Below are 19,335 nucleotides of genomic sequence, written 5' to 3' on the forward strand. Positions count from 1 at the left end.
AGCGGGGAGAAGAATATTCACTTCTTCTCCCTCTTTCTGCAAAGGAGGAGAAACATTGTCAGATATTATCATCTCCAATATTGGACCAAATGTCAGTTCGCAATTCGATGAGTTGCGTATAGCACAAAAAACTCCAATTGTGGAGCTAACCTCTGTGTATGGTTTATCGATCCTTAGAGATGCAGTTACGACTACTGGGGCCGGCACGGTTACAAATAACGCGACTGAGTATAATTTGAGCAATACTGCCAGTGGCGTAGACTCAGCCATTTTAGAAAGTGTATTGCGAGGACGATATGAACCGGGTTATGCAGGAGAGGCGGGGATAGGGGTTCGAATTCCTTCTCTGCCAATAGGTAACCAAGTGGCGCAATGGGGATTATTTGATACTCAAAACGGAGCCTTTTTTGGAGTGAACAGTACTACGGTGTTTGTAACCGTGCGTAGAGCAGGAGTTGATACGACAGTTCCTCAAAGCTTATGGAATGTAGATCCATTAAACGGGACAGGACCAAGCGGAGCTACACTAAACTTATCAAAAGGGAACATATACCAAATTGTGTTTACATGGTATGGTTACGGAGTGATCGAATTTAGAGTGGTTATCCCTGATCCCGTAACGTTAGCCCAAGAGGTAGTTACCGTTCATCGATTCTCCCCAACAGGTCAAACAAGCTTTGTTGATCCAAATCTTCCGTTAAGAGCACAAGTCGCTAATAATGGAACTGGTGCTGCTTATAGTATATTTGTGGGTGGAAGACAATATAGTATTATCGGAAAATATGAACCAACCTATAGAGTCACTTCCGAAAGAAGAAGAATAACAAATGTTACATCAACATTAACACCCGTAATTTCATTTACAAGAAAAGCTGTGTTTCCAGCGGGTTCGGCTAGAACGAATTCGGTTCAGGTGAATTTGGAAGAAATCAATGTTATTTCAACCGTAGATCTAAGTTACCAAGTGCTAGTGGGAGGGACGTTAAATGGAGCTTTTGTTAATTATCCCACAGCTACAACGATCATTCCTGATAGCGAGACCGCACTGCTGGTCAACAATACCTCTACAACAATTACAGGTGGAGAAGTGGTGTTTCAAGGCATTACAGGAGGGGGAGCAGGGAATACTACAATATTGGCCTCTTCAGAACTTTTGGATTTCACTCTTCCGGAAAATCAGGTTGTAACTTTAGCCGTATTGAATATTGGTGGTCCAGGCTCGAACACAGTTGATGTGGTATTTAGAGTAACTGAGAGTTGGTAATTAGTAATACCCTGTAGCGATTGACATCGAATGATTCAAAATGCTGAATTAAAAATGTTCAACGATAATATTGACGGAACAAATATTATGTAAACCAAATGGAATTTGGATAGCAGATAACCACCTGGATACTCCTTATTACAGGAATACAGGTGGTTATTTTTTATACGTGGATTACTCCAATCCAGCGATCTGTTCTTTTAATTTGTTAGCAGATGCCTGGAAAGCCACTTTTTCGGTTTCATTCAGCGGAAGAGGCAGAATTTCGCGCACACCGTTGCGATCGACAACACATGGAACACCCAGATAAACATCCGATACACCATTGTAGTCTTCAAGGTAAGTGGATACGTTCAGAACGGAGCCTTCGTTGCCGAGAATTGCAGCTACAATGCGGTCCAGAGCAAGGGCGATTGCATAGGAAGTCGCTCCTTTGGCATTAATAATCTCATACGCTGCATTTTTGGTACGGTCAAAGATATCCTGTTGTGTTTCTTCATCCAATTCCAGATCTGTTCCTGCAACGTTAGCCAGGCTCCATACCGGTACTTCGGAATCTCCATGCTCACCAATAATGTGTGCGTGAATACTACGCGGGTCGATCCCTTTATTCTTACCAATCAGGTAACGGAAACGTGCGCTATCGAGCAATGTACCTGAACCGATGACACGGGAAGCAGGCCATCCACTTTGTTTCCATGAAGTATAGGACAAAATATCTACAGGATTGGTTGCAATCAGTAAAATACCATGAGAATTCACTTCAGTAATGCGCTCGATAATATCTTTGAAAATGCTTGCATTTTTCTTCAGCAGATCAATCCGGGTCTCGCCTGGTTTCTGGGAAGCGCCGGCTGTAATAATAATGATATCTGCATCTTTGCAGTCGGAATAATCGCCAGCCCATACTTTCACGCCTCCCGTAAATGGAAGACCGTGGTTCATATCCAGCATTTCGCCGGTTGCTTTATCATGATTCACATCCACAAATACCAACTCGGACGAACGCTGTCTCAACATTAGCGTGTATCCCGTTGTTGTTCCCACCGCACCCATGCCTACAATCACGACACGACTTGGTTTCAGAGCTGCACTATTTGTCATGTTCAATATCCTCTCCTTTTTGGGTTATACTCCCATCCATATTAAGGGATTAGAGAATATAAAGCGAGTGTTGTCTATAAAATAGTTCACATTTAATGTCTTTTTACCAATTATTCCGTCGAAAAACAGTTTAGGATAAAATTAATGGTAATAAGTGTGCGACCTATAGCCCAGAGTATGAGCTGGAAAAAGGGAGCGGGCCGACCATGAGTGGGCAATGAGCCTTTTACATAAGGTTTGTGGTAGAATAGGAGCAGTGGATTCTGATGAATCGTAAATAAAACGCCATAGGACAGGCATGCGCGCCTGTATATTGGATGAGAGAGGTGGAACCCACTTGCGTTCGCAATGGATTAAAATCGCGCAGACAGCATTGCTGTCTATAGGTATAGCAGTTGTATTGGCTGCATGCACCGACTCAGATCAACCTCCGGTAGCAGAACCTCCGCAGCAGCAGGAGGACGCCGGGAATACAGGGCAGACATTAACTGTCGTTCCCCCTGTGAACAGTACAGAATCTGCAGATATGGCCAAGTACCAAATACAGACCCGTTTGACCGATTTTCAGTTGCTCAATGACAACGGAGGATTGGCGTGGGGTGTGACGCGGAATGCGCTGCGCCTGTACTACACTCAGGATCAGGGAAAGACCTGGACCAATATTTCACCTTCGGAAAATGTACAGTTTCCGGCTAACCCTAAATATGGACAAAGCATTTATTTTGTAGATCGTGCGCATGGTTGGATTGTTCGTGAAGGCATGGGTGGAACAGATACCATGGTGCTTCGCACCAACAATGGGGGCGTAACTTGGAGCCTGTCTTCTCTGTCCAAGACGGATAAAGTGACTGCGATCTCATTTGTATCTCCTGAGAAAGGCTGGATTCTCACTACGGTCGATACCGCTATTGGTAAACAGGACAAGAAACTTTACTTCACCGAGGACGGTGGAATCACCTGGAATCGGATGTCTTCCAGTGATGAAGATGGCAAACAGGAAGCAGAAGAGATTTCCAAACGTGGATACACCACGGGGATGGCTTTCTCGGATCCAAAACATGGTTTCTTAACAGCGCTGGAGTTCGGCACACCGAAGTTATATGTAACATCAGACGGCGGAGAAAACTGGAATACTGGACCATCCTTCTTTGATCGAAACAAATTCAACGGGTGTGGTAATTTCAGTGTTAGTTCACCACAATTTTTTGGACGTGAAGCGCAATCAGCCTGGATATCAATGTCCTGTTCTCAAGGGGAGAGCACGACATTTAATGGATTCTTTACCACCGATGGCGGTAAGAGCTGGAAGCTGTCCAATTTCACTTTAAACAAACAAACGGGTCCGAATCGTAACCTTTCACCGGTATTTCTGAACGCATCGGAAGGTTGGGCGATGCAAAAGGGCATAACCTACCACACCAAGGATGCGGGCAAAACGTGGAGCGCTCTTCCCGCAAGCAGTGTACTGGAGAAAATTCTCGAAGACTATCCGGAGATTGTGAAGATTCAGATGGTTACCCCCAAGCTTGGCTGGATATTGGTTGAAAATACAGATGCCAAAAGATCGTTGTTATTGCAAACGGTAGATGGCGGTGTACATTGGAAAGTACTATAAACATAGAGTGTTATCGATGTGAATAGATAGGAGAAAGGAGAGGAGCCTAAGGGTTCCTTTTCTTTTTTACTTAGTTTGTGAAATAAATCACAAATAAATCCATTAGAAGGTGATATATTTAACTCAACAAGAGAAGGAGTGATGAAGATGAGAACCAACGGTCAAACTCAATTCACGCAGGCGGATGAATTAACCAGATATATGCTTCAATTATGCTACACATGTGACGATGCGAATCGTTGTACGACAGAGGAAGCAGTGAAGGCTTGCATGGCAGAACACGCACAGGCAGACCAACCCGAACCAGCTGAAGGTGGAGATGTAACTCGCGGATTTATGGATCTGATGTACGCCTAGGCTAATCATTCACGGAGAACGTTCCTGCAGGAGCGTTCTTTTTGATTTAGAGAGAAATGTATGCGCTTTTAAATTCACTTCGCAAATACTGCAGCATGGGTTATTATAGAAATAATTAAGGTAATTCACTCAAAATGTGGAATTGTTTTATTGACTTTATCTGAAAGAGAAAGGGCATGAAATTGTAGAAAGGATAAAACTATGAAAATTCAAGATCTCCCAATTGAAATAAAAGAACATATAGGGAAAGTCCAGAAAATCACTTTTCCTAAGCAAGGTCATACTTCTACTGTGGCTATTCTGGATACGTTCGACCAAAAGTACATCATCAAGAAGACAGAAAACGATCTTTATAATGAATGGTTATCAGATGAATATAAGGTGCTTCAATACCTTTACCATACGGGACTCCCTGTTCCGAAGACATATTCATTTCATATTGAGGATAGATCGAGATGGCTTTTGATGGATTACATTGATGGAATAAGTTTAAGAGATTTTCTCTCTAAGATGCCTGATCTTCAGAGTAAAGAAAAAGCGATTTTTAACTTTGGGCGTTGTTTGAAGAAAATACATGAATGCTCTTGTCCCGTTGAATTATTGAACAATGACAGTCCTTGGTTAGATACAATGCTTAGTAAAGCAGAATATAATCTAACTCACTTTGCTGTAGACGGATCAGCAGAACTACTTCAACAGTTGAATGAAGGAAGACCAGAACCAATCGATAACACATTAATTCATGGCGATTTTACCATAGATAATGTACTTGTTAATGATTGCAATATCGTTGGAGTTATTGATTGGGCAGGAGCAGCATACGGGGATCCAAGATATGATGTAGCGTTAGCTATTAGACCGAAACATAATGCGTTTGATAATGAAAGAGATCGAGAAATATTTTATAACGGGTATGGAAAGTTAAGAGTAACGGATGAAGAATACAATTATTTTGAAGACGGGATATATAACTTTTTTTAGTATGGCTATAAATCATATTCCTCAAATGCATATCCAATCTCTTTAGAAGGAGTCGAATAAATGAGCCCTCCAAAACATATCTTATCTGCCGCTGCAATCGTTATAAACGACAAAAATGAATTATTACTTATTAGAGGACCACGAAGAGGATGGGAAATGCCAGGTGGTCAAGTGGAAGAAGGAGAATCCCTAAGTCAAGCTGCAATCAGAGAAACCAAAGAGGAGTCTGGAATCGACATTGAAATCATCAAATTCTGTGGAATATTTCAAAATATCGAAAATTCAATATGTAACACGTTATTTTTAGCAAAACCAATAGGAGGAGAATTAACGACAACATCGGAGAGCCTAGAGTCTGGTTTCTTTCCGATCGAAGAAGCCATTTTAAAAGTCGAATGGAAAAACTTCAGAGAAAGAATAGAGTATTGCTTAAAACCTGAGATGCAACCTTTTTGCATTGAGTTCAGTGATAAGAATAATATTTAAAAGTTTCTGGAAGGGAAGTTCAATCAAAGGAGCTAGTTATGAGAAGATTACCGCTGTTTGTAGTGACAGGCGCAAGTGGAACAGGAAAAACAACGATCTCTTCGCATGTTCGGAAGCAGCTACCCGAATTTGACGTTTTTGATATGGATATCATCGATAATGTGGATTGGCAGATTGCCAAAGAGAATTGGTTGAGGATTGCGTATAACATATCGCTAAGTGGGCGAGGGACTGTTTTATGTGGAACGATGGTTCCGGAAAACATTGCATCGTCCGATTACATAGATCGATTTGATCGAATTCTATATATGAACTTGCATTGTGACGATGTTACTCGCGAGACGCGTTTAAGAGCCCGTGGGTGGGACGTGAACTTGATTGAAGATCACAAAAACTTTGCCAACTGGTTACTCCAGAATTCAGAAACTGCGTTTGACCCGCCAATGCAAACAATTGATACGACAGAGCTTACAGCAGTGGGAGTAGCTGAACAAATTAAAGAATGGGTTTTAAAGAACTGGTGCGAGGAATAGACACCTAAAATAACCTCATAGTTAGATTGAGTGGAGGAACAGGATGCTGCCTTTTCAAGTGAATGAATCTATTGTTTTAAAGCTGATCCAATCTCGAGATAGAGATGAGTTGTATGCGTTAATTGATGAGAACAGAAAGTACTTGAGAGCGTGGTTACTCTGGGTTGATAAAAGACAATCGCCCAGCGATTTAGATTCTGTAATAGAAGTATGGACACATAATTATGAAGAGAGGAACGGTTTTGATTCCGGAATATGGTTCAATGAACAATTGGTCGGGATGTTAGCATTGCATTATATTGATTGGAATAATCGAGCAACGAGCATTGGATATTTTTTAGCTGAGTCAGCACAGGGCAAAGGAATCATTACCAAATCAATAGAGCAATTGCTTAAATACCTCTTTAACGAGTTGAAGTTAAATCGTGTGATCATTCAATGTGCAGAAAACAATTTTAAAAGCAGGGCTATACCTGAGAAAATCGGATTTTCAAATGAAGGTACATCCAGAGAAGCTCAATGGGTCTACGATCATTACGAGAATATTGTGACTTATAGTTTATTGTCTAGTGAATGGCATACTTAAAAGGTAGAGTATATCATCTGATGAAGCGAAGGAGGTCACGTGTTGTTTCTCAATGTATTACTTTGGTTGATTATTCTTCTGGGTGATCTCCCTTTATTTCAGTTTCCCTAAGAAAGATCGCATGTACACAGTCAATGTGCCAAGCACATATTACATTCAATCTTCAAATCGTTTGGATATTCAGAAAAACTACGAATGCGCTGCATTTTCAAGTGCATTCGTCTTGAGACATTTCGGTTTGGAGTCCAACGGAACAAAGCTATATGAAACCTATCCTCGCAAATTACTGGATGGGACGGTATATCCCAAAGCGGTCGTTGTTTTTTTCAGTAAGCTAGGATATCAGGCAATGTACTTACGAGGAAATGTGAATACGTTGAAAAAACAGATCAGCCAGGGTGTGCCTGTTATTTTATTTATTAGAGTACATCCCAAGCAACGTTATTTGCATTTTGTTCCCGTCGTTGGCTATGATGAAACACATTTTTACTTGGCAGAATCGTTAGACCACAAGATTAATTGTGATGAAGAATATTACAATCGAAAAATCAGCATAAGTGAACTCAACATGTTATGGAGGTCGTGGTTTACCTTTTTCTCAAAACTCCTATATCGTCGTACACCCGATGCAGATTTAAAACGGCTCTCTTTCAAGGGGCATGATATATTCTTTAAACGAACTAATCTGCTTTATTCGGAACGTCTGCGTGGTTAAACCAAGCAACTCATGCCCAAATGGCATGAGTTTTTTTGAACAAATATCGTTACGTAAACCAGCTTGACTCAATTAATGGTTATGAACAATTTAGATCAACCGTATGGGCGGTGTGATATCAATTTAATTGTTTTTCCTGGAAATTAGCTGAGTTTTTAACTAAAATGGTTGTTCGTCCACGCATCTTTTCATCTACATACGTACGTTAAACTATGTCTATAGGGAGGTGTCCACACTGTGAGTCATTCAGAAGTGAAGAAGCGTATGAAGAGAAAAAAGGCAACATTACACCCGTGTAAAGTTAAAAGAAAAGACCGCCGATTAAAAGTGGTTAAAAAGTTCGTTCAAGTAAAATGTCCGCCTCCAGAAGTGAATATATCTACACCTACTGTTGTTGGCCCAACAGGACCACAAGGTATACAAGGCGTACAGGGCGTACAGGGTATTCCAGGTAAACAAGGGGTTGAAGGGCCACCTGGAGCTCAAGGACCAGCGGGGGGGCCACCTGGACCACAAGGACCTCAGGGACAGCCTGGTCCTGCTGGAGCAGTAGGCTCTCAAGGTCCGGTTGGACCCGCTGGACCCATGGGAGCTCAGGGGATTCCAGGAGAAGCAGGTGCCGTAGGGCCACAAGGTCCGCAAGGTAATCCCGGACCTGCCGGAGCGATTGGACCTCAAGGTTTTCCTGGCCCCGCTGGAGCTGTTGGGCCGACGGGTGCGACAGGAGCAGCAGGTCCGGCAGGTCCAGCAGGCCCAGCCGGTGCAGCAGGAGCGGTAGGTCCCGCTGGGGCAGTAGGTCCGGCAGGCCCAGCCGGTGCAGCAGGAGCGGTAGGTCCCGCTGGAGCAGTAGGTCCGGCAGGCCCAGCCGGTGCAACAGGAGCGGTAGGTCCTGCTGGAGCAGTAGGCCCGACAGGTGCGACAGGAGTAGCTGGTCCTGCTGGAGCCACGGGAGTTACAGGTGCCACAGGAGCAGCTGGAGGCGTACTGGGGTTTGCTGACTTTTTCGCGCTAATGCCACCTGATAATGCAGCAACGGTTGCTCCCGGTACTGATGTAAGCTTTCCTCAGGATGGGCCGACAAGTGGAACAACTATCGCACGTACGGGGCCTAGTTCATTCAATCTGGCAGCCATTGGTACGTATCAGATTTTGTTCCAGGTGAGCATCAATGAAGCCGGTCAATTAATCTTAACTCTCAATGGGGCAGATTTGGCTCCTACTGTAGTTGGGCGAGCAACGGGAACGTCTCAGATTGTGGGTATGGCTTTAGTGCAGACAACCGTGATTAATTCTATTCTGACCGTACGGAACCCGGCTGGTAATGCTACAGCATTAACAATCACGCCACTTGCGGGCGGAACACGACCTGTATCGGCACATCTTGTGATCACACAATTAGCTTGAGTACGTTAACAGCCTAGGCTAATTGTCCTTTGCTTTATTAAATATGCATCCACAATGGTAACATCGGTTTGCTTGAACTGAGATAGCAGTGCTTTACCTGAGGCTGTTATCTCAGTTGGAGCGGATAATGGTACAGGAGTAACTACATATCGGATACCCTTTTTGTTTTGTGAGGAATGGTAAAAACGTCACTACTAATTATTTTTTCAGTAGTTAATATGATAAAATATTGGAAAAACATCAGAGGTGAGTACATGAAGAATGGACACTGGAGAAAAATAACATGGGTTGTTGCGGCATTGTTATTAATCATGATCACGGCTTGCAGCAATAGCAAATTCAATCCAAACGAATTTTCAGAACAGGATCTGGCTGTGACGAAGACCGACAGTGAGGATAAGATTACGTATGGAATGAGTCAGGAAGAGGCGGAGAAAATCCTTGGTGAGGGAACATCAACCGGTGTGGGTCAATCCTATCAATACAATAACGGGATCACGATTGGCTATAGGGATGCCAAAGTCGTCAGTATCATCTTGAATAAGGACTCGAAAGGGTACTTTAAGACAGCTCGCGGGGCAGAGGCGGGGATGACACATCAAGAGATTCTCGATCTGTATGGCAAGGAACATGTTTTAGTCGAATCTGAACGTAATATCGATTATGCCTATCATATTCAGAAGGAAACATTCCTGGATGAGAAGTCGCTGCAAGCGGAAAAAGATGATCTGGCTATCTATCGTGCATCGTTTATGCTGACAAAAGAGGGACAGGTTAATCAGGTTATATTGTTGGATCAACGATTTGCAACAACCTTTAAGTAAAACATGGCTGCTAGGCAGCAGGGTATTAGATAATGAAATAGTGCTTATTTTCGTATAAAGCAACCCTTCGGTATTCTGCCGGAGGTTTTTTTCCCTTCACACTGTTCGATTTCAATCTGGATAACAAGTTCCTTGTTTACGTGCATATACATTACAGGAGACGGGTCAAGACTCCGGCTGTCCTAAGTTGTATGAACGGAGGGAGAGACATGGGCATTGAATCATCCTGGATGTTTGATTTGTTTGGAACCGTCTTTCCGGTTGTATTTGTTCTGATTATAGGTATAGTCCTTCTGTCGATGGGAAAGGAGGTATGGAGGTGGGGACGCAACAACTCGGAGCCGCTATTGACCGTGCCTTCACGAATCACCAGCAGACGGATGAAGATGAGTCAGTCGCAATCTGAACCAGGCAGTACAGCACGAACGTTATACTACGTCACCTTTGAAGTAGAAAGTGGAGATCGGCTCGAATTCAAAGTCAATGGCGAAGAGTATGGTTTGTGCGCTGAGGGGGATGAAGGACGGCTCTCGTTCAAAGGAACGCGTTATGTAGGCTTCGAGCGATATAATCGCGTATATTCTGAACGCCTACGGGGTTAAACTGAGCAGCTTGCGCCAGAATGGCGTGAGCTTTTTTTGATTATTTGCTGGACAAGCGTTTCTTAATGGGCCTAACGTGTTTTTATATAAGAAGAGGCTTAATGAGATTATGATCGAAGGATCATTACCATAGAGGAGGCAATGAATATGTCATTTACAGATCAGGTCGTTGTTGTAACCGGTGCCGCTCAAGGGATAGGACGAAGTGTGGCTGAAGCTTATGCAGTCGCCGGGGCCAAAGTTGTACTTGCTGACTACAAGGAGGCGGAGGGTGCGGCAGCCGCAGCTTCCATTCGTAATGAAGGTGGAGAAGCCATCTTTGTCCAATGTGATGTTCGGAGCGAGCAGGATATTACGAATCTTTTTCGTACAACCGTGGAAGAATTCAAGCAAATCGATGTTCTGGTAAATAATGCAGGACTCGCCAAGTGGAAGTCACCCTACGAGCTGACGCTGGAAGAATGGGACGATGTACTCAATACCAATGTGAGAAGTTGCTTTTTGGCGAGTCGGGAAGCGGCCAAACATATGAAAAACAATGAACACGGGGGTGCCATTATCAACATGGCTTCTACCCGTGCGCTGATGTCTGAGCCGGATACCGAAGCTTATGCCGCATCCAAAGGAGCGATTGTAGCTCTGACGCATGCGCTGGCGGTCTCACTGGGCAAGGACCAAATTCGGGTCAATTGTATCAGTCCGGGATGGATTGAGACAGGTGACGTGGAGAAATTGAAAAAGGAGGACCATGAACAGCATCCCTCCGGTCGTGTGGGTGTTCCTTCGGATATCTCCCGTGCTTGTTTATATTTGTCTGATCCAAGCAATACCTTTGTCACAGGGACCAACCTCGTTATTGATGGAGGCATGACCCGAAAAATGATATATGAGGACTAGAACCGGGATTAAGCCGGGCGAGCCCTAAGCTGTCCCAACTTAAGAGCAATAAGCCCAAGTTAAGCACTTGGGCTTATTTGTTTTTAATAACTCGGTTGCTATAATAAATGTGATTTTACAACAGTAGAGGAATGGAGGGAGTATATGTTCGGGAAACAATCCCGGAAGGTATTTTGGCTGTTACTGCTGATCGGAGGGATGATAATGATAGGGAATGAGTCACCTGCTGAAGCAGACGGCGCAGATATACGGGCGGGCTGGGTATGGCAGGCACAGTCTGTTAGCAACGGAGATGAGCTGTTGGCCAATGCAGCTAAACATAAGATAAACAGGCTGTACGTGAATGTAGACATGACGCTGTCCAAGGAGGTATACCAGACGTTTATAGCCAAAGCAAGCCGTGCGGGTATTACGGTTGAAGCGCTGGGAGGCGATCCATCCTGGGCACTCAGTGGCCGTGAAGGCCCCATGCTCAGATTAGCGTCGTGGGTAAGTGATTACAATCAAGCTGCTGAGCCCAACGAGCAATTTGATGCCATACATCTGGATATCAAGCCCTATGTGTTACCAGCCTGGAAAGAAGATGCCAAGCCACTGGTACAATCATGGGTAGCCAATATGAATCTGTTATTTGAGCAAGTGAGACAGGATGGCGCAGTTGCAGTGAATATTGACCTGCCATTTTGGCTGGATTCCTATACCGTCACAGGAAATAGAGTTTCTGAGGATGCAGATAACGAACCATTGTCACGTTGGTTCATTGAACGAGTGGAGCATGTCACTTTACTCGCTTACCGTGATAACGCGCAAGGGAACAATGGTATTATACGTTTAATTGAACAGGAAATGAACTGGGCAGATGCCAGCAATGTGAGCGTCACGGTTGGGTTGAACACCAAGCCCATGCCTGGCGAGGAGTTCACGACTTTTGCCGGGAAAGGTGCAGCACAACTGGAAACCGTTATCGAAGAAGTTGCCTCCGCATTCAGCGAGCATAGTTCCTACGCAGGTTCTGCTGTACATGACATCGTATACTGGGGACAACTGGAGCCGTCAGAACTGCCATCACCGGAGATTCCATCCAATCAGCCAGAGATTCGGGGAACGTATATCTGGGAGGCTTCTCAGGTGACGCATGACGGGGGAGAGCACATACTAGCGTTTGCTAGAGAGCAGAATATTAACTGGTTGTATGTGCGGTTAGATCTGGATCAACCCTATTCCAGTTATCGCAGTTTTGTGAAACGGGCAAAAGCGCAGGGCATTGAGATCCATGCGATGGGTGGACACCCGATCTGGGGCAAGAAGGAGAATCGTCCACGCATTAAGCGCTTGATTGATTATGTAAAAAACTATAATGCTGATTCCGAGCCGGATGAACGATTTGAAGGCATCCATCTGGATATTGAGCCTTACACATTGCCGGAGTGGGAGAATAGTCGGGACACCTTATTGACCGAATGGGCTGCCAATATTACATTTTTCCAGGAAGAAACAAAGAAGGACAGTGATCTCGAAACAAGCGCAGACCTTGCTGTATGGCTGGATAGCTTCGCGTTGCCAGGAAAGGATACATCTGTGACTGAATTTATGATCCGTACACTCGATCATGTGTCGCTGATGGCTTTCCGTAACAACGCCGAAGGTTCCAATGGGATTGCTGCTATTGTGAGTCAGGAGATGGAGATTGCGGATCGTTTGGGTAAAAGGTTGATGATCTCGGTAGAAATGAAGCAGAACCATGAAGGTCCTCATATTTCTTTTTATGAGAAAGGGGCAGCGGAGATGGAACTTCAGCTTGCCAAGCTTCCGGATCTGCTGGCCGAACATCAGGCTTACCAAGGCAACATTGTTCATGCCTATGATTATTGGATTGAGGCCAAGCCTTAAATAGGCGAGTATTATAAGAAACGAGTTGCTTCGGAACTTCACCTTGGGTGAGGTTCCGGGCTTTTTTTTATGGAAAAAAGATGGAATCGTGTCACCGAATGGGCTCCTGCACAATACGATGTACGGTGATGAACAGCTGAAACAAGGGAGGAAACAGACTATGGCTGTTATTAAAGCCAACTCAGAGGACGTCAAGCTGCTGGCTAGGCTCATGAGGGCAGAGGCTGAAGGTGACGGCGAACAGGGTATGTTGCTTGTGGGCAATGTAGGTGTGAACCGGGTGCTGGTGGATTGTCTGGACTTTAAGGATATTCGCGATATCAATCGTATGGTATTCCAGAATCCAGGAGGCTACGAGTCAACACAGAAGGGGTACTTTTACCAACGGGCAAGACAGTCCGAGATTCGTCTCGCACAACGGGTGATCAATGGAGAGCGCATCTGGCCAGCGAGCAATTCATTGTGGTTTTTCCGACCTGTGGGCGACTGCCCACCAACGTGGTATGACCAGCCAAATACAGGACGTTTCAAAGCGCATTGTTTCTTCAGTCCGACAGGCGATGACTGTCCGGAAGTATATTAAATTTTGGGAGGAATCACTATGATTAATCAGCCTTATCAACCAACGACTCAAACACTGGGTCAGCAAGCGAATCCTGTGTTGGGTCAACAAGCCAATTCTCAGGTTCAAGGTACGTCTTACAAAATCGGTAACGGAATGCCTGCCATGTCACCAACGCCAGGGATGGTATCACCAAGCTCCACAAGTGTACCCCCACTCGTATCCAGTGGAAGCCCAATGACACCAACGGGTGCAGTGATTACAACAACGGCTCCACAGTTTGAGCAGTCATACATTGAGAATATTTTACGTCTGAACCTTGGTAAATTCGGTACGTTCTACATGACATATGAAGGCAATAAAGAATGGAACGCTCGCATATTCCAAGGTATTATTGAAGCAGCTGGCCGTGACCATATTATCATCAGTGACCCGAAGACAGGAAGACGGATCATCGCTGTTGATGGTCAACTTTGACTATGCTACATTTGATGAACCGTTGTTGTATCAATATCCGGGAGTGGTAGGAAATTACCCGCAAGCTCCAAGCAGATAATCATTGGCACCTCATCATTTTGTAACTGACATGTCTAACACATACTGATTTACTTCGCTGTCCTGAATGTGGAGGTAATCCGCAGACAGGACAGCTTTTTACATAAACATATATACGGAGGTTACTATAGGTTTAGAGTCATACGTAACCTTTTGGCGATAACATGGCACTTATACATGAATAGAACAAGCAGCATGCTTATATGAAGGGAGTCCATAGCATTGAATTCATGGATTGAAGGAGCGATGAAGGGCGAACCCGAAGCTTACGCACAACTGATGTCTCAATATCGCGGGATGGCACTTGCTGTTGCCTACCACCGAATGGGGGATACATTTTGGGCAGAAGATGTCGTGCAGGAGGCGTTTACTGAAGCCTTTGGTAATCTGTCCAAGCTGGAAGCTCCTGAGGCTTTTCCCGGGTGGTTCAAGGTGATCGTGGAGAGACAGTGTTATCGCTGGCTTAGACGCAAGCAGCATACCATGATTCCAGTTCAGGAGCTGGAGCATGTATTCCATGAAGAGGATCAGGCGTATAATCCGGAAAAACAAGCGGTGCAAAATGAAATGCATCGTACGCTTCGTGATTCCATTGCAATACTGCCATCATCGATGCGGATTGCTGTTGAACTGTTTTATTTGGAAGGATACTCGCTCAAGGAAATATCGGATTTCCTCGGGGTCAAGGTACCTGCATTAAAGAAAAGATTGTTCGATGCCCGATCCAAACTCAAGCGCTCTATGCCTGTAAGGGATCTGGCCTCTGTATTCAGTGACTTGTATGAAGGGGGAAAAGGATTGTTACACATTATGAATGGGGATCACGCTGCTAATCGTTTAAGAGAGAGTGGAATTCAGGGAGACATCCTGGTATGGAGAGAGTTGTACACGTTCGGCCCGGTAGCCAAAGAAATGGGAGATACGAAGGAGCGGCAGAATCGGGCATCCGTGTTAGAACAGCAGTTGGGCATTCCACAGGCAGAATACTTGAAAATTGAGGAGCTTGAACGCAAGTTACATTCGTTTCAACAATACAAGGAAATTGTCTTATGGTTCGAATACGATCTCTATGATCAGACGATGTTATCTTATCTATTGCATTATTTCAAAGGACAAGCACTCCAGAATACGAAACTGAATCTGCTCTGTATTGACTCGTATCCAGAGATCGAGCATTTTAGAGGACTGGGACAGCTTACCTCCACACAGATTGAACGGCTGTCAGGCAGTTGGCATGTGATTGAGAAAAACGAGTTACAAGCCGGTGCACAGTTCTGGGAAGCTTATACGTCGACTGATTTCCGGCATCATCTGGATTACTTGCAGGCAGACACTTCTGCGCTACCCTTTGCGAAAGCTGCCTTTAAGGCACATTTGTCCCGTCTGCCATCTGTATCGAATGGTCTGGGGCTCATTGAGCAGACAACACTGGAGACCATTAGAGCAGGTGTGGAGCATCCGTATCCATTATTTCGCGAGGTAGGGGACAAGCTGCATATTCTCGGGATGGGTGATCTTGAATACTGGGCACATCTGAGGCGGATGACAGAAGGACCTCATGCCCTTCTTCAGATGAGCGGTGCAACCACTTTCCCTAATTTCAAACAACATGATGAAAAATTCCGTGACGGAGTCCTGTCGCTAACGGAACTCGGAATTCAGGTGTTGAATGGTGAAGTCGATTGGGCATTGCTGAAGCAGGATGAATTCTGGATCGGTGGATTGCATAACGAAAGCGGGAAACAAGCCAGATGGCGTTGGAACCCCGCTTCGGAAACCGTAGTGGAGATTGAGTCCACATCGTAATCGGCGAATAGAATCTGAGAAAATAACGTATTACAAAAAGAGAGTATCCAGCCATGCGGAAGCATGAGCTAGGGTGCTCTCTTTGGTTTGGTTAGATCATTGTTTGCGAAAGGTTAAAAAAACAGCGTAATCGAGACTTTTGTTAAAGAAAAAAGGCGTTTGTGCCATTTCGTTGTCATAGGACACGGATTGACTGTGTAGTGTAGAATTATATAATAAAAGAAGCATATCTTTTTTATTCGACAGAACAAGGTGGAGGTGGAAGCATTGGGAAGTTGAAATTGCATATGAGCGGCAGAATGGCAAATATCCTACATTTTCGAAGGAGGTGGACCTATTTGCCGAAGAATGACGGCAAATAGGATGAAAATTTGAGTGACCCCTTACCGAGTATTTTAAATTTAGTAATAATTGGTTTACTTGTATTAATGAATGGTTTCTTTGTGTCGGCGGAATTTGCGATGGTGAAAGTTCGTGGAAGCCGGATTGAGGCTTTGGTGGAAACAGGCAACAAAAATGCCATCTATGCTTCCAATATCGTACGTAATCTGGATGCATATCTATCAGCTTGCCAACTAGGTATAACTTTGGCTTCACTGGGACTCGGGTGGCTGGGAGAACCGGCAATTGCACATCTGTTAGAGCCCATGTTTACCGCATTTGGACTGGGACCAGTCTACGTTCATGGAATCTCTATTGCCATTGCATTTGTGATTATTACGATCTTGCACATTGTACTGGGAGAACTTGCTCCCAAAACGATGGCGATTCGAAAGTCTGAGACGATCACGTTGTGGTCTGCGGCTTTGCTAACGTTCTTCTACAAGTTAATGTATCCATTCATATGGGCACTGAACGGTATGGCTAACGGCTTGTTGAGACTGTTCCGAATGGCACCAGCTTCGGAGATGGACTCCGCACATAGCGAAGATGAAATACGCATTCTGATGAAAGAAAGCAATAAGAGCGGTTTAATTGATAACACTGAATTAGCACTTGTTGATAATATATTTGATTTTACGGATACAACCGCCCGTGAAATTATGATTCCACGGACGGAAATGATCTGTCTGAATGCCAATGAGTCCATGCTGGAGAATCTGGAGATTGCCAGTGAGAGTATGCGAACAAGGTATCCGGTATATAACGGAGACAAGGATCATATTATCGGTTTTATTCACATTAAGGATCTGATGCGATCCCAACTCACGGATACCATCTCCGTAATCCGGCCCATCCTGGCTGTGCCAGATACCACGCTAATCAGTGATCTGCTCAAGCGTATGCAGCGTAGCAAGACACAGATTGCGATTCTGATTGATGAATACGGCGGAACCTCCGGGCTTGTCACACTTGAAGATATCATGGAAGAGATCGTAGGCGAGATTCAGGATGAATTCGACCATGAGCGTCCTGCCATTGAGCAAGTGGATGAGATGGAATACTCTATTGATGGATTGATGCTGATTGAAGAAGTCAGCGAACGATTCGGACTGGAGATGGATCGTGCCGATTACGATACCATCGGGGGCTGGCTATACTCCAGAGTAGATGCCATTCCACCTGAGGTCGGTCAATCGGTTGAGTATGGGGGTTATGTATTTGTCATTCAAGAGACAGAGCATAAGCGGATTTCCCGAGTTAATGTGATTAAGCTGGAACTGTTGGTTGAAGAAGAAGGCGCGTAGCCAGATCGAAATTGTAACAGATGAAGCTGTATGGTGACGTAATGGTCATCGTACAGCTTTTTTGCATGCTCATGATTCTTTGGGTGCATGAATGACAATATCGGCGTAACGATTGTCCGTGACTAAGCTATTTTCTATAGAAATTCGCTTATAAGTGACGTAAACATTCTCTCCCGGAGCCAGATCATGCTGGATATTCAGCTTTTTTCGAGTGGATTGGGTTGTTGTCGGTGTTTTAATGGTGATGATGGCGTACATAGGCGTATCGACAAAAGTAACCTCGTAAGAATTGTAGTCCCCCACCTTAGTGGTGGATAACACGGGATTTTGCTTAAACTGGGTCAGGTGATCATTCACCATGCCAAGTGTTACGGGTAACACATAAAACAGAAGTACCAGAGGCAGAAGGCAGAAAGCGATCCCGAAAACACGTAAAAATTTGACATGGGAAAGGGTTCGTCCGCTCTGCTTGAGGAAAAGAAAAGCAAGGATGGGGGACAGTAGAAGTCCCCAGATCATAAAGGGCAATACATAGCGGTCAATCCCCATGCTTATCCAGCTTTCCCGGGCTGTAGCCAAGAAATATATTAAGGTCCCTGCGGTAAGCGCACTCACCAAGATAACAAGCCAACGTTTGAACGAGCCGGAAACTTCGATATGTAGTTCATTCGGATTGGAGCTGTGACGATGCCTCCTGGATTTGGATTGAAATTTACTCAAGTTATACACCTCATTTGCAAATCTTGTTGGTTCATATGGTTTCGTGTATCCGTTACCCAATACATACGGGCTGGAATAATTTAGGTTTCAACCATGCTGGAGATGCATGCAAAGACAAAAGACGCTGCCGACAGAAACATCGGAGCGTCTAATTTTTTTTTGAAACCTGTCACCCGATCCGTCCGTTTATACCCTTACACAAAATCAAATATGGAAGCGGAGGATGGATCAATATGCGGAAAATGAAAACGAAGAGTGCAGCATCTATACTAAAAATAACCCTTGTTGCCTTGTTAATGGTGCCAACAATCCTGGCTATACCTATGTCCGAACCAGCCGTTGCAAGCCCGATGATCAACGTGTCCTCTGGTGCCCTTACACCACCGCCGCCGCCGGAACCATCCATCCATTCGCTTGCTAACACTCGAGAGCTTGGACATATCTATCAAGCGGTCGGTGCAGTCATTCCTGGGGGTGGACTATCGGCTATCGTCAATACCAAGACCATGACATATACAGCAATGAAGACACTTTCCGTAGATTATCGATTTGAGCGCTGGACAGGAACAGCATGGGTAACTTTTAAAACGAGTTCCAACAATGCAACGAATACAAACTTACTGAATGCCGCATCGGATTGGACCGTTATGCCAGGATATTATTATCGCGTTACCAGTATTCATACAGCGTATGATGGAAGTACCACGGAAACAAGCAAACATGTCTCTGGCACCGTGTTATTCTGA

The 19,335-nt window shown here is 44.6% G+C and carries 19 protein-coding genes and 1 pseudogene; 18 read left to right on the plus strand and 2 right to left on the minus strand.

Annotated elements, in window-relative coordinates; translation table 11 throughout:
• The first annotated feature begins 55 nt into the window (after nucleotides 1-55).
• The gene (locus QF041_RS02745; protein WP_307411542.1) at nucleotides 56-1,264 is read left to right on the plus strand and encodes a hypothetical protein; all 1,209 of its coding nucleotides are present in this window, start codon (nucleotides 56-58) and stop codon (nucleotides 1,262-1,264) included.
• Between the two features lie 174 nt (nucleotides 1,265-1,438).
• Here the strand turns inward: QF041_RS02745 and QF041_RS02750 are convergent, their stop codons facing one another.
• The gene (locus QF041_RS02750) at nucleotides 1,439-2,368 is read right to left on the minus strand and encodes an L-lactate dehydrogenase (RefSeq protein ID WP_036613729.1); all 930 of its coding nucleotides are present in this window, start codon (nucleotides 2,366-2,368) and stop codon (nucleotides 1,439-1,441) included.
• Nucleotides 2,369-2,705: 337 nt separating this feature from the next.
• On the opposite strand from QF041_RS02750, the gene QF041_RS02755 reads away from it, so the two are divergent.
• The 16 genes and pseudogenes from QF041_RS02755 to QF041_RS02830 all read left to right on the plus strand — a co-directional run bounded on the left by QF041_RS02755 (nucleotide 2,706) and on the right by QF041_RS02830 (nucleotide 17,869).
• Nucleotides 2,706-3,983, plus strand: coding sequence for a WD40/YVTN/BNR-like repeat-containing protein (locus tag QF041_RS02755; protein ID WP_307411545.1), 1,278 nt, complete (start codon nucleotides 2,706-2,708; stop codon nucleotides 3,981-3,983).
• A 147-nt stretch (nucleotides 3,984-4,130) separates the two neighbouring features.
• Complete coding sequence (locus QF041_RS02760) at nucleotides 4,131-4,340, plus strand: hypothetical protein (RefSeq protein ID WP_074095432.1); 210 nt, start codon at nucleotides 4,131-4,133, stop codon at nucleotides 4,338-4,340.
• A gap of 201 nt (nucleotides 4,341-4,541) precedes the next feature.
• The gene (locus QF041_RS02765; RefSeq protein ID WP_307411550.1) at nucleotides 4,542-5,321 is read left to right on the plus strand and encodes a phosphotransferase family protein; all 780 of its coding nucleotides are present in this window, start codon (nucleotides 4,542-4,544) and stop codon (nucleotides 5,319-5,321) included.
• Between the two features lie 60 nt (nucleotides 5,322-5,381).
• A complete protein-coding gene (locus tag QF041_RS02770) occupies nucleotides 5,382-5,807 on the plus strand; it encodes an NUDIX hydrolase (protein ID WP_074095430.1) in 426 nt (141 codons plus the stop codon).
• Between the two features lie 38 nt (nucleotides 5,808-5,845).
• Nucleotides 5,846-6,340, plus strand: a complete 495-nt coding sequence (locus tag QF041_RS02775) for an AAA family ATPase (protein WP_307411585.1) — start codon at nucleotides 5,846-5,848, stop codon at nucleotides 6,338-6,340.
• 43 nt (nucleotides 6,341-6,383) lie between these two features.
• Nucleotides 6,384-6,926 (plus strand): GNAT family N-acetyltransferase, encoded by a 543-nt coding sequence (locus QF041_RS02780; protein ID WP_307411587.1) that lies wholly within the window; start codon nucleotides 6,384-6,386, stop codon nucleotides 6,924-6,926.
• 121 nt (nucleotides 6,927-7,047) lie between these two features.
• Nucleotides 7,048-7,641, plus strand: coding sequence for a C39 family peptidase (locus QF041_RS02785; protein ID WP_307411590.1), 594 nt, complete (start codon nucleotides 7,048-7,050; stop codon nucleotides 7,639-7,641).
• Nucleotides 7,642-7,878: 237 nt separating this feature from the next.
• The gene (locus QF041_RS02790) at nucleotides 7,879-9,045 is read left to right on the plus strand and encodes a collagen-like protein (RefSeq protein WP_307411593.1); all 1,167 of its coding nucleotides are present in this window, start codon (nucleotides 7,879-7,881) and stop codon (nucleotides 9,043-9,045) included.
• 254 nt (nucleotides 9,046-9,299) lie between these two features.
• On the plus strand, nucleotides 9,300-9,869 hold the full coding sequence (locus tag QF041_RS02795) for a hypothetical protein (RefSeq protein ID WP_307411596.1): 570 nt from the start codon (nucleotides 9,300-9,302) through the stop codon (nucleotides 9,867-9,869).
• Nucleotides 9,870-10,078: 209 nt separating this feature from the next.
• Entirely contained in the window at nucleotides 10,079-10,471 is a 393-nt protein-coding gene (locus QF041_RS02800; RefSeq protein ID WP_017688132.1) for a DUF2500 domain-containing protein, read from the plus strand.
• Nucleotides 10,472-10,618: 147 nt separating this feature from the next.
• The gene (locus tag QF041_RS02805; protein WP_307411599.1) at nucleotides 10,619-11,368 is read left to right on the plus strand and encodes a glucose 1-dehydrogenase; all 750 of its coding nucleotides are present in this window, start codon (nucleotides 10,619-10,621) and stop codon (nucleotides 11,366-11,368) included.
• Between the two features lie 204 nt (nucleotides 11,369-11,572).
• A complete protein-coding gene (locus tag QF041_RS02810) occupies nucleotides 11,573-13,258 on the plus strand; it encodes a hypothetical protein (protein WP_307411602.1) in 1,686 nt (561 codons plus the stop codon).
• 160 nt (nucleotides 13,259-13,418) lie between these two features.
• Nucleotides 13,419-13,841: a cell wall hydrolase gene (locus tag QF041_RS02815; protein ID WP_307411605.1), complete on the plus strand. Its 423-nt coding sequence runs from the start codon at nucleotides 13,419-13,421 to the stop codon at nucleotides 13,839-13,841.
• Nucleotides 13,842-13,916: 75 nt separating this feature from the next.
• Nucleotides 13,917-14,376: pseudogene (gene gerQ / locus QF041_RS02820) on the plus strand (spore coat protein GerQ).
• Nucleotides 14,377-14,597: 221 nt separating this feature from the next.
• Nucleotides 14,598-16,181, plus strand: coding sequence for a sigma-70 family RNA polymerase sigma factor (locus QF041_RS02825; RefSeq protein ID WP_307411608.1), 1,584 nt, complete (start codon nucleotides 14,598-14,600; stop codon nucleotides 16,179-16,181).
• A gap of 371 nt (nucleotides 16,182-16,552) precedes the next feature.
• Nucleotides 16,553-17,869, plus strand: a complete 1,317-nt coding sequence (locus tag QF041_RS02830) for a hemolysin family protein (protein WP_091019552.1) — start codon at nucleotides 16,553-16,555, stop codon at nucleotides 17,867-17,869.
• 69 nt (nucleotides 17,870-17,938) lie between these two features.
• Here the strand turns inward: QF041_RS02830 and QF041_RS02835 are convergent, their stop codons facing one another.
• A complete protein-coding gene (locus QF041_RS02835) occupies nucleotides 17,939-18,589 on the minus strand; it encodes a hypothetical protein (RefSeq protein ID WP_307411612.1) in 651 nt (216 codons plus the stop codon).
• 233 nt (nucleotides 18,590-18,822) lie between these two features.
• Between QF041_RS02835 and QF041_RS02840 the strand changes: the two genes are divergently transcribed.
• Nucleotides 18,823-19,335, plus strand: a complete 513-nt coding sequence (locus QF041_RS02840) for a hypothetical protein (RefSeq protein WP_307411615.1) — start codon at nucleotides 18,823-18,825, stop codon at nucleotides 19,333-19,335.

Source organism: Paenibacillus sp. W2I17 (assembly GCF_030815985.1).
Taxonomy (GTDB): Bacteria; Bacillota; Bacilli; order Paenibacillales; family Paenibacillaceae; genus Paenibacillus.

Coding starts and splice junctions, on each gene's coding strand:
- QF041_RS02770 (WP_074095430.1), top strand. CDS start 5,382: ATGAGCCCTCCAAAACATATCTTATCTGCCGCTGCAATCGTTATAAAC.
- QF041_RS02785 (WP_307411590.1), top strand. CDS start 7,048: ATGTACACAGTCAATGTGCCAAGCACATATTACATTCAATCTTCAAAT.
- QF041_RS02760 (WP_074095432.1), top strand. CDS start 4,131: ATGAGAACCAACGGTCAAACTCAATTCACGCAGGCGGATGAATTAACC.
- QF041_RS02765 (WP_307411550.1), top strand. CDS start 4,542: ATGAAAATTCAAGATCTCCCAATTGAAATAAAAGAACATATAGGGAAA.
- QF041_RS02795 (WP_307411596.1), top strand. CDS start 9,300: ATGAAGAATGGACACTGGAGAAAAATAACATGGGTTGTTGCGGCATTG.
- QF041_RS02805 (WP_307411599.1), top strand. CDS start 10,619: ATGTCATTTACAGATCAGGTCGTTGTTGTAACCGGTGCCGCTCAAGGG.
- QF041_RS02800 (WP_017688132.1), top strand. CDS start 10,079: ATGGGCATTGAATCATCCTGGATGTTTGATTTGTTTGGAACCGTCTTT.
- QF041_RS02750 (WP_036613729.1), bottom strand. CDS start 2,368: ATGACAAATAGTGCAGCTCTGAAACCAAGTCGTGTCGTGATTGTAGGC.
- QF041_RS02840 (WP_307411615.1), top strand. CDS start 18,823: ATGCGGAAAATGAAAACGAAGAGTGCAGCATCTATACTAAAAATAACC.
- QF041_RS02775 (WP_307411585.1), top strand. CDS start 5,846: ATGAGAAGATTACCGCTGTTTGTAGTGACAGGCGCAAGTGGAACAGGA.
- QF041_RS02815 (WP_307411605.1), top strand. CDS start 13,419: ATGGCTGTTATTAAAGCCAACTCAGAGGACGTCAAGCTGCTGGCTAGG.
- QF041_RS02810 (WP_307411602.1), top strand. CDS start 11,573: ATGATAGGGAATGAGTCACCTGCTGAAGCAGACGGCGCAGATATACGG.
- QF041_RS02780 (WP_307411587.1), top strand. CDS start 6,384: ATGCTGCCTTTTCAAGTGAATGAATCTATTGTTTTAAAGCTGATCCAA.